The sequence below is a fragment of the Candidatus Sulfotelmatobacter sp. genome, assembly GCA_035498555.1.
Lineage (GTDB): Bacteria > Eisenbacteria > RBG-16-71-46 > RBG-16-71-46 > RBG-16-71-46 > DATKAB01.
On the sequence record DATKAB010000040.1, the window covers coordinates 1 to 5,320 of the forward strand.

General features: G+C 68.6%; 4 protein-coding genes. All 4 read left to right on the plus strand.

Going from position 1 to position 5,320, the window contains the following annotated elements:
• The coding region (locus tag VMJ70_03425) for a lipase maturation factor family protein (protein ID HTO90162.1) at positions 1-1,018 on the plus strand (1,018 nt) is incomplete at its 5' end.
• A 215-nt stretch (positions 1,019-1,233) separates the two neighbouring features.
• Positions 1,234-2,502, plus strand: coding sequence for a hypothetical protein (locus VMJ70_03430; GenBank protein HTO90163.1), 1,269 nt, complete (start codon positions 1,234-1,236; stop codon positions 2,500-2,502).
• Between the two features lie 157 nt (positions 2,503-2,659).
• Positions 2,660-5,053, plus strand: a complete 2,394-nt coding sequence (locus VMJ70_03435) for a T9SS type A sorting domain-containing protein (protein HTO90164.1) — start codon at positions 2,660-2,662, stop codon at positions 5,051-5,053.
• A gap of 26 nt (positions 5,054-5,079) precedes the next feature.
• Positions 5,080-5,320 (plus strand): hypothetical protein (locus VMJ70_03440; protein ID HTO90165.1); only part of this gene is annotated, 241 nt, incomplete at its 3' end.

Genomic DNA, 5,320 nt, shown 5'->3' on the forward strand with positions numbered 1-5,320 from the left:
CATCATGCTCGGCGCCGGGCTGATCAAGTTGCGTGGCGATCCGTGCTGGCGCGATCTCACCTGCCTCGACTACCACTACCTCACGCAGCCGATCCCCAACCCGCTCTCGCGCTGGTTCCATTTCCATCCGCCGCTCGTTCACAAGCTCGAGGTGCTCTACAACCACTTCGTCGAGCTGGTGGCGGGATGGTTCGCCCTCGCGCCCGATCGAATTCGCCCCGCGCGGCTCGTGGCCGGCGTCGCGATGCTGGCGTTCCAGGTTTCACTGATCCTGAGCGGCAATCTCTCGTTCCTCAACTATCTGACCATCGTGCCGATCCTCGCCTGCTTCGACGACGCGTTCCTCGCCCCTTTCCTGCCGCGGAGGCTGGTACTGGCCGCGGAGCGCGCGACGGAGTCGGCGACGCGGTCGCGCCTTCAGACCCGGGTGGCGACGGCGCTGGCGGTTCTGGTCGCGCTCCTGAGCATTCCGGTGGTGCTCAACCTGCTCTCGCCGGGTCAGGCGATGAACACGTCCTTCGACCCGCTCGATCTGGTGAACACCTACGGCGCGTTCGGAACGGTGGGCCGCGAACGGTACGAGATCGTGTTCGAAGGCACGCGCGACTCGGTGGTGACGGATTCCACGCGGTGGATGGCATACGAGTTCCCGGCCAAACCCGGCGATCCGATGCGGCGGCCGGCGATCATCGCGCCCTATCAGCCGCGGCTCGACTGGTCGATCTGGTTCGCCGCGATGTCGACGCCGAATGAATATCCGTGGACGCTGCACTTCGTCTGGAAGCTGCTGCACGGCGACCGCACGGTGATGACGCTGCTCGCCAACGATCCGTTCCCGAATGCGCCGCCGCGCTGGATCCGCGCCGCCTACTATCGCTACGACTTCGCGAGCCCGGACGATCCCACGCACGCCTGGTGGAAGCGGGAGCGCGTGGGCGACTGGATTCCACCGATCTCGGCCGACAACCCCGGGCTTCGGGCGCTGGCGGCCGCGCGCGACTGGCGGCCGGCGCCGTAGCGGGATCGCCGCGAGCGTGAAAGTTGCCCGATCGGGTTGGAATTTCTACCACCGTGCGCGATCGGGTGACGGCGTGCTCGTGGCTGGGGTATGTTCGCTATCGGGCTGCCCATCATGGCGTTAGGGCGCAATCGAGCCGCTTCTGCTGGTCGATTTCGCCTGCCCGCCGAGCCACCATTCATGGAACGAGTCTTGCCGTCTAGAGCCTTCTCCGCATGCGATCGAACGCCCTCATCCTGAACCTCCTGCTCGCCGCGAGCCTCGCCACGGGTTCCGCGGCCTGGGCCACGCGCGCCCTCGCCGCCAACGACACCGCGCTCACGCTGCGCGTCGATCCCTCGTTCTCGCGCTCGAGGCTCTCGACTGCGGAGCAGACCTGGTACGACCTCGCCTGGCAGCATGTGAACGGCTGCGCCTCGACGGTGCTCACGCGCTCGCAGTACGACGACACCTACACCTACGGGCGCTCGATCGGCGACTTCAACGCCTTCATGCTGCTCGGGCTGCGCGCCACCGGCGATCGGCAGTTCCTCGACAAGGTGAAGGTCGTGACCGACTCGATGCGCGCTCGGCTTAGCGACGCCGACGATGCGTGTGTGGGCGGCACCGCCGACGGCTTTCTCGACTGGCGCTGGCGCGCGGTCGGCTTCGGCTACACCTGCAGCAACACCGGCGGGTTCTTCGGCAGCGACCACAACCAGCTCGACGAGGCCATGACGCACGGCAACCTCGCCATGGTCGCCTACGCCTTCTACCTCAACCGCGACCTTGACACTTCGTACGCCTCGCGCGCCGCGTTCTGGACCGACTACCTGCAGCACCACTGGGAGGCCAAGTGGGTGGCGCGCGCGGGAGGGAACCGCGCCAGCGGCTGGCTCAGCACCAGCGGCATGTACAAGCACGAAGCGCACGTGGTCGGCAACATCATGCGCGCCGCCTACTACCTGTGGAAGATCACCGGCGACTCGTTCTACAAGAGCATGGCCGACTCGATGCAGGCGCGCTCGGCCGCCAACCTGGTGATGAACCCCACCGTGCCGACCGCCTACAGCTGGCACCACCAGGTCGACAACACCACCACCTGGCAGACCACCAATTACGCCGAGTACACGAGCTACGTCTTCTGCGATCTCCACTTCGAGGGCTACGGCGCCTACGCCAGCAACTCCGAGATGCAGAAGTTCACGTCGACCTGGCGCGACATCGTCTTCGCCGGCCAGGGCCCGAGCTACGCCAACATGTCGCCCGACGTCTACGGCGGCGGCACCCCGATCGCGACCGACGGCAATCAGGCTTCGGTGTACGGCCGCTGGGACACCACCGGGAATCTGCTCGCCTACGCCAACGCGCAGAAGGGCACCCCGGGCGCCACCAGCATCTACACCATCCGCCTGATCACCGGTGCGTTGGCCGCGGTCAGCACGCGCGGCAACGCCTCCGCCCCCGATACCATCCCGCCGGCCGCGATCAAAGACCTGCACTGACCCGGGCAGGACGGGTTCCTTTCTGCGGATTGCCCGGCCCGGCCGTTCGATACCGCCGGCCGCGTTCGCATTTGAGTTTCGAGACGTAGAAGAGGTCACCGGATCGAATCCGGCGGCGCGCCCCCGAGTTGCCCCGGCGCCCGGAAAGGACCTCTTCATGCGCTCGTTTCCAGCCGCAGCGCTGATCGCGCTCGGTGCCCTGTCTGCCGGGCCGGTCCTCGCCTCCTGGCCCTACGATCCCGCGGTCGGTGTTCCGGTGTGCACCGCCGCCAGCGGCCAGACCTCGGTGGTGGCGACCGGCGATGGCGACGGTGGGGCGATCCTCTGCTGGGTGGATCATCGCGCGGGTCGCTACGACCTCTACGCGCAGCGAGTGGATCACTCGGGAGCGTCGCTGTGGGGCAGCGACGGTCTGCTGGTCCAGGCCAATGCCGGCACCTTTTCGTTTCCGCTGGTCGCCTCCGACGGCGCGGGCGGCGCGATCGTGGTGTGGCCCGACGCGCGCGGCGGCAACTTCGATCTCTACGGCCAGCGCCTCGACGCGAGCGGCGCCGCGCGCTGGAGTGCGGGCGGCGTGCCGCTGGCAGTCGCGCCGGGCGATCAGATTCCGAGAGTGGTGATCGCGGATGGCTCAGGCGGCGCGTTCGTGGCCTGGAGCGACACTCGCGTCTCGCCCTCGGGCGATGTCTACGCGCAACACGTTGACGCGACCGGAGCGATCGGCTGGGGCAGCTCGGGCGCCGCCGCCTGCACCGCCACCAATGCCCAGAGCCCGAGCGGCCTGGCGCTCGATGGCGCGGGCGGGGTGATCGTGGTGTGGTCCGACCTCCGCAACGGCACCGATTTGGACATCTACGCGCAACGACTGTCGTCGTTCGGGGTGGCCGACTGGCCCGCCGATGGCCTGGCGATCTCGACCGCGCTCAACGATCAGCGCAATCCCACCATGGTGTCCGACGGCTACGGCGGCGCGCTGATCGCCTGGGAAGACGAGCGGAACGGACTCAACCTCCCGGACGTCTACGCCCAGCGCGTGTCGTCGACCGGCAGCCTGATGTGGGGAACGAACGCCATCGCGCTCGCCCAGGTGCAGGGCTCTCAGCAGCTGCCGCAATCGGTGAGCGACGGCTCGGGCGGGATGATCGTGGTCTGGCAGACCGACCACATTTCCTCGCAGGACATCTACGCCCAGCGCGTCACTGGCGCGGGGGTACAGCTCTGGGGCCTTCCCCAGCTCGGCGCGGTGATCACGTCGTTCTCGGGCGACCAGACGGCGCCGGTGATCGCCGGCGACGGCCAGGGCGGCGCGATCATCGCGTGGCAGGACCACCGCGGCTCCGACTCCGACATCTACGCGCGACGCATTTCGGGCGCGGGCCAGGTGCAGGGAACGCTCGGCGGCATCCCGCTGAGCACGGCGGTTGGCGACCAGACGGGGCCCGCGATCGTGGACGACGGTCGCGGCGGCGCCATTCTGGCGTGGACCGACGCGCGCTCGGGCAGCGGCGACATCTACGCCGAGCGCTTCGATGGCTGGAGCGTGCTCGGTGATCCCGCGCCCGGCATCGTCTCGGCTCGCGACGTTCCGAACGATCAGGGCGGTCACCTCACTTTGACCTGGAGCGCCAGCGACCGCGACGCGAGCGCGATCAGCTCGTATCGCATCTGGCGCTCGGTGCCGCCGCAGAATCCGGGCCTCAGCTCGGCGGTGCGCAGTCGTCCCGTGACCTCGGACCCCGAGGTGGCGATGAACACCGGCGCGCTGCTGCAGCTCGCCGGCGCCACCGACGGCTACGCCTGGGAATTCGTGGACAAGCAGTATCCGGGCGGCGGCGCGACGCGCACCTACGACATCACCACCACCTGCGATTCGTTGCCCGATTCGAATCCCTACACGGCGTTCATGGTCGAGGCGTTCGGCAATCTGCTGGAGACCTGGTTCTCGTACCCCGACTCGGGCTACTCGGTGGACAACTTCCCGCCGCTGCCGGCGGCGACCTTCCAGGCCTACTACGGCCCGGGCTTCACCCATCTGTCGTGGAGCCCGAGCGTCAATTCCGACTTCGGCGTGTATCGGTTGTACCGCGGCGCCTCACCCGACTTCGCGATCTCGCCGGCGAGCCTGCTGGCGAGCCAACCGGACACCGGCTACGTCGATGTCACCGCCACCGCCTGGTACTACAAGCTCACGCTCGTGGACATCCACGGCAACGAATCGTCGGCTCAACTCGTCAATCCGCCGTCCCAGACCGCAGTTGGCACCGCGCCCGCGCTCTCGTTCGCGCTCGCGCCGCCGCGACCCAACCCCGCTCGATCCAATCTCACGCTCGGGTTTGCGCTGCCAGCGGCGGGATCCGTCCGGCTCGAACTGTTCGATCTCGCCGGGCGCCGCGTCTGCCGCTGGTTGAACGGCGCCGCCGCCGCCGGCGCGCACGCGCTCCAGGTGCGACTGGTTGCCGACGACGGGCGACCGCTGGCCGCCGGCCTCTATTTGGTGCGACTCGAATCCCGGGCCGGCACGCTCACCCGCCGACTGGCGGTGACGCCATGACGCGCCCCCGAAAGGAGGAGCCGCTCATGAGAATCGCGAACCGCATCGCTCTCGGCGCCGCGCTCGCGCTGGCGCTGGTGAGCCGCGCGGCGTTCGCGCACTGGAATCCCGATCCGGCCGTGGGCGGCACCGATGTCGGCGACGTTTCGGATCTGGCCGGCACCGTGGCTCCCGCCGTCGATTCCGATGGCCAGGGGGGACTCTGCTTCGCCTGGACCGTCTACATTTCGGGCGCGGTGCGCGTGCAGCACGTCGATCGCTTCGGAA